We start from the raw sequence: 5,012 nt of genomic DNA, 5'->3' as shown, positions 1-5,012 counted from the left end.
TTCGACCGCCGTCAGCTTCCCGACGTCAGGCAGTCGCGCAGCGACGTGCCGATCGACTTCATCAGGTCGAAATAGAGGTCGGGTCCCGCGGCGAGCGCTCCGCCTTCCGGGTCGAGCGTGCCGGACTTCGCCGGCGTGCCCTCGATTACCACATTGACGAGCTTCGGCTCGAACTGCGGTTCGGCAAAGACGCAGGTCGCGCCGAGCTCCGTCACCTTGGCGCGGATCTGCGACAGGCGCTCGGCGCCCGGCAGCGTTTCCGGGCTGACCGTGATCGAGCCGGCGACGCGCACGCCGTAGTGGCGCTCGAAATACTGATAAGCGTCGTGGAAGACGACGAAGGGCTTAGACTTGACCGGCTCCACCAGGCTCCGGATCTCGCCGTCAAGCGCATCGATGCGCTTTTCCAGGGCCACGAGGTTCGCGCGATAGGCCTTTGCGTTCTGCGGGTCGGCCTCTTCAAGCGCATGCGCGATCTCCGTCGCCATGGCCCGCGCGTTCTCAGGGGCAAGCCACAGATGCATGTCGATTTCGCCATGCCCGTGCTCGTCGTCGCCGTGACCTTCGGAAGCGTGCTGCTCGTGCGCCTCGTCTTCGTGTGCGGCATGCACATCCGTTCCTTCGGCCTCGTGGCTCGCATGGGCCTCCGCGCCGTGGCCTTCCTCGCCATGCTCGTCGTCATCGTGCGCCTCGAAGGCGCCGCCCTCGCGCAGCGGCAGCGTTTCCACGCCCGGTGCGTCTTCCAGCTCGATCACTTTGGCTTTGCCGCCCAGCGTTTCGAGCGGCCTGTCGAGAAAGGCTTCGAGACCGGGGCCGACCCAGAAGACGAGGTCGGCCTCCTGCAGCGCCGCGGCATTGGACGGCTTCATCGCATAGGTATGCGGCGACGCGGACCCTTCGACGATCAGCGACGGTTCGCCGATGCCCTGCATGACAGCGGCGACCAGCGAGTGGATCGGCTTGATCGAGACGACGACCTTGGGCGCTTCGGCATGGGCGAGCGCGGGCAGCATCAGGAGCGATGCGGAGGCGGCGAGGGCGGATGCGATCTTCATGACGGACTCCGGTTGAAAGATCATTGTAATGTTATTACATCAATTGCGTTATGCTATAACGTGTGTCATAGGCGATGGCAATGGCCTCCGGAACGAATTCGATGCTGCAGACTGAGACCCATCTTCCGCCGCCGCTCGTCTCGCTTTCCGGCGTCGGCGTTCGCCGGCAGGGGCGCTGGCTGGTGCGCGGCGTCGACCTGACGATTGCGCCCGGCGAGATCGTCACGCTCATCGGCCCCAACGGTTCGGGCAAGTCGACCACCGCCAAGGCGGCAATCGGCGTGCTGAAGGCGGACGAGGGGCGCGTCACGCGCAAGCCGAGCCTTCGCGTCGGATACGTGCCGCAGAAGCTTGCGGTGGACTGGACGCTGCCGCTCACGGTCGAGCGGCTGATGACACTGACGCAGCCGCTTCCGAACCGCGAGATCGACGCGGCGCTCGCGGCGACCGGCATCGGACACCTTGCCCGTGCCGACGTGCAGCACCTTTCCGGCGGCGAGTTCCAGCGCGCGCTGCTTGCCCGGGCCATCGCCCGCAAGCCGGACCTGCTCGTGCTCGACGAGCCGGTGCAGGGTGTCGACTTTTCCGGCGAGATCGCGCTTTACGACCTCATCAAGACGATCCGCAATACGACCGGCTGCGGCATCCTGCTCATCTCGCATGACCTGCATGTCGTCATGGCCGAGACCGACACGGTCGTCTGTCTCAACGGCCATGTCTGCTGCACCGGCACGCCGGAGAGCGTCAGCCGGAGCCCCGAATATGTCCGCCTCTTCGGCTCGCGGGCAGCCGAGACCCTGGCGCTCTACACCCATCATCACGATCACACGCATCTGCCCGACGGGCGCGTGCTGCATGCGGACGGTTCGGTCACCGATCACTGCCATCCGGAGGACGGCCACCATCACGAGGCCGCGCCGGAGGGCAGGGCGCAGCCGATGCGCATCGTGCACACACACGGGCCGACCTGCGGCTGCGGCCACGATCACGGTCCGGCGGCGCAGGCCGAACCGAAGGGGGCAGCGTCCGATGCTTGACGACTTCTTCCTGCGCGCGCTTCTCGCCGGGGTCGGTCTGGCGCTCACGGCCGGTCCGCTCGGCTGTTTCGTCGTCTGGCGGCGCATGGCCTATTTCGGCGACACGATGGCGCATTCGGCGCTGCTCGGCGTGGCGCTCTCGCTGCTCTTCGAGCTCAATCTCCTGCTCAGCGTCTTCGTCGTCGCCGCCGTCGTCTCGCTGCTGCTGCTCGCGCTGCAGAAGCGCGGTTCGCTGTCGACGGACGCCCTGCTCGGGCTCCTGTCCCACGCGACGCTCGCCATCGGCCTCGTCATCGTGTCCTTCATGACCTGGGTGCGGATCGACCTCGTCGGCTTCCTGTTCGGCGATATCCTCGCCGTCGGCATCGGCGACGTCTACCTCGTGTGGGGCGGCGGCATCCTCGTGCTCTTCGCGATCGCCTATCTGTGGCGCCCGCTGCTCGCCTCCACGGTCAATCCGGAACTCGCTGCCGCCGAGGGCATGGAGCCGGAAAAGGCGCGGCTCGCCTTCATGCTGCTGATGGCGCTGATCATCGCCGTCTCGATGAAGATCGTCGGCATCCTGCTCATCACGTCGCTGCTCATCATTCCCGCGGCGACGGCGCGGCGCTTTTCGTCGAGCCCCGAGCTGATGGCGGTCTATGCCTCGCTGATCGGCGCGGTCGCGGTGGTCGGCGGCCTCTTCGGCTCGCTCGAGTTCGACACGCCGTCAGGCCCGTCCATCGTGGTTGCGGCGCTCGTGCTGTTCATTCTAAGTCTCGTGCCGGGATGGACGCGACCGGAGGCGTCGTCGCCCGACCGACTGGGAGAGGAGGGGCCGCGATGACCGCCGGACAGCCGCTTACGAAAAACCAGGGCCTCGTCTTCGACGTGCTTTCCCATGCCGAGGGGCCGCTCAGCGCCTATTCGATCCTCGACAAGCTGCGCGGCGAAGGCTTCCGTGCGCCGCTGCAGGTCTACCGGGCGCTCGACAAGCTGCTCGAATTCGGCCTTGTGCACCGCCTCGAGAGCATCAATGCCTTCGTCGCCTGCGCCCATCCGAACGAGGACTGCCATGCGCACGGGCTCACCGCCTTTACCATTTGCGAAAGCTGCGGCCAGGTCACCGAGTTCCACGACCATGTGATCGAGGAGCGGCTGGCGGCGTTCGCGCGCGACCGCAGCTTCAAGTCGGGCAAGACGACGATCGAAATCCGCGGCCAGTGCGCCGGCTGCGCATGAGGGCCGTCCGTCCGTTCAACCGATCGGCCTGAGGCCCTTCCGGAAGCGCTTCCAGTTCTCCACGTATTTCTCGGCCGAGCGCTTCAGGCCTTCGACCGTCGCCTCGTCCAGCGTGCGGGCGACCTTGGCCGGCGCGCCGACGATCAGCGAATTGTCCGGGAAAACCTTGCCCTCTGTCACCAGCGCATTGGCGCCGACGAGGCAGTTGCGGCCGATCACGGCGCCGTTCAGCACGGTGGCGCCCATGCCGATCAGCGAATTGTCGCCGATCGTGCAGCCGTGGATGATCGCGCCATGGCCGATGGTGCAGCCTTCGCCGATCGTCACGGGCCTGCCGGGATCGGTGTGGACGATCGTGCCCTCCTGGATATTGCTGCGGGCGCCGAGCGTGATCGGCTCGTTGTCGCCACGCAACGTCGCGCCGAACCAGATGCCGACATCCTCGCCGATCGCGACCCGGCCGATCACGTTGGCATCCGGCGCGATCCAGCAGCGATCCTCCGCGGGCAGGGTGGGGGCGTGGTCGTCGAGGGCGTAGATCGGCATGATGGTCCTTTCAGGCGGCAGGGCTTCTCCGATTCCCGGAGCAGTTTAGCACCCGCCGCCGTCGATCGGAAAAGGGCAGCCGTCCCGGGCGGGTGGTTTTTCCGCGCCCGATGCGCTATGAGGCCGCCGGAAGCGCCCGGTGGCGCAATGGAACCGGAAACGAAGGCGATGTACCAGACGGCATTGAAGACGGGGACGAAGATCTTCGCCGTTGCGCCGATGATCGACTGGACGGATCGGCACTACCGCTATTTTGCGCGGCAGTTGACGAAGAACGCGCTGCTCTACACGGAGATGATCGTTGCCGATGCGATCCTGCGCGGCAGCAGGGACCGCCTGCTCGGCTTTGACGGCGCCGAGCATCCGCTCGCCCTCCAGCTCGGTGGCAGCGATCCGGCGAAGCTTGCCGAAGCGGCGCGCATCGGCGCGGAATTCGGCTACGACGAGATCAACATGAATGTCGGCTGTCCCTCGGACCGGGTGCAGTCCGGCACCTTCGGCGCCTGCCTGATGCGCGAGCCGGCGCTCGTCGCCGACTGCGTCGCGGCGATGAAGGCGGCCGTGGGTATTCCGGTGACGGTCAAGTGCCGTATCGGCGTCGATGACCAGGATCCCGAGATCGCGCTGCGCAGGCTCGTCGAGGCGGTCGCCGCCGCCGGCGTCGACGGTCTCTGGGTCCACGCGCGCAAGGCCTGGCTCAACGGGCTGAGCCCGAAGGAAAACCGCGACATCCCGCCGCTCGACTACGATCTCGTGCGGCGCGTCAAGGCGGAAAGGCCCAGCCTGTTCATCGGCTTGAACGGCGGCCTTCGCAGCGTGGGCGAGGCCGTTCACGAATTGAATCAGGGCGCGACCCCGCTCGACGGCGCGATGCTCGGCCGTGCCGCCTACCAGGACAGCCTGCAGCTCGTCGGCATCGACCGCGCCTTCCCGCGTCCCCTCGGCGGCGGGCTTGTATCCGTCGACCCGGACGACCGCCTGCCGGACCCGGCCTACTGGACGGACGTCCGCGATCGGATGATGGCCTACGGCGCCGCGGTCGTCGCCGGGGGCGGGCGCATCGCCCATGTCACACGCCACATGGTCGGGCTGTTCCAGGGGTTTCCCGGTGCGCGGCGCTATCGACAGATCCTCTCGACGGACGCGACGCGGC

General features: G+C 67.2%; 6 protein-coding genes. 4 read left to right on the top strand and 2 right to left on the bottom strand.

Features of this window, described 5'->3' with window-relative positions; all coding sequences use genetic code 11:
- Positions 1-11 precede the first annotated feature (11 nt).
- Positions 12-1,055: a zinc ABC transporter substrate-binding protein ZnuA gene (gene znuA, locus LXM94_RS08890; protein ID WP_235770831.1), complete on the bottom strand. Its 1,044-nt coding sequence runs from the start codon at positions 1,053-1,055 to the stop codon at positions 12-14.
- Positions 1,056-1,156: 101 nt separating this feature from the next.
- On the opposite strand from znuA, the gene LXM94_RS08885 reads away from it, so the two are divergent.
- Genes LXM94_RS08885 through LXM94_RS08875 form a run of 3 tightly spaced genes read left to right on the top strand, consistent with a single transcriptional unit; the run spans position 1,157 to position 3,313 of the window.
- Positions 1,157-2,092, top strand: a complete 936-nt coding sequence (locus LXM94_RS08885; RefSeq protein ID WP_329605596.1) for a metal ABC transporter ATP-binding protein — start codon at positions 1,157-1,159, stop codon at positions 2,090-2,092.
- Positions 2,085-2,918: a metal ABC transporter permease gene (locus tag LXM94_RS08880; RefSeq protein ID WP_235770830.1), complete on the top strand. Its 834-nt coding sequence runs from the start codon at positions 2,085-2,087 to the stop codon at positions 2,916-2,918. Before LXM94_RS08885 ends, LXM94_RS08880 begins: the two co-directional genes overlap by 8 nt.
- Entirely contained in the window at positions 2,915-3,313 is a 399-nt protein-coding gene (locus LXM94_RS08875) for a Fur family transcriptional regulator (RefSeq protein WP_235770829.1), read from the top strand. Before LXM94_RS08880 ends, LXM94_RS08875 begins: the two co-directional genes overlap by 4 nt.
- Positions 3,314-3,328: 15 nt before the next feature.
- Here LXM94_RS08875 and LXM94_RS08870 read toward each other — a convergent pair whose 3' ends face one another.
- Positions 3,329-3,859, bottom strand: a complete 531-nt coding sequence (locus LXM94_RS08870; protein ID WP_235770828.1) for a gamma carbonic anhydrase family protein — start codon at positions 3,857-3,859, stop codon at positions 3,329-3,331.
- 147 nt (positions 3,860-4,006) lie between these two features.
- Between LXM94_RS08870 and dusA the strand changes: the two genes are divergently transcribed.
- A partial coding sequence (dusA, locus tag LXM94_RS08865) for a tRNA dihydrouridine(20/20a) synthase DusA (RefSeq protein ID WP_235770827.1) occupies positions 4,007-5,012 on the top strand: 1,006 nt, incomplete at its 3' end.

The sequence above is a fragment of the Rhizobium alarense genome (assembly GCF_021555155.1).
Classification (GTDB): domain Bacteria; phylum Pseudomonadota; class Alphaproteobacteria; order Rhizobiales; family Rhizobiaceae; genus Rhizobium_D; species Rhizobium_D alarense.
Note: the sequence above shows the minus strand (reverse complement) of the source record. Positions and strands in the feature narration are given on the sequence as shown.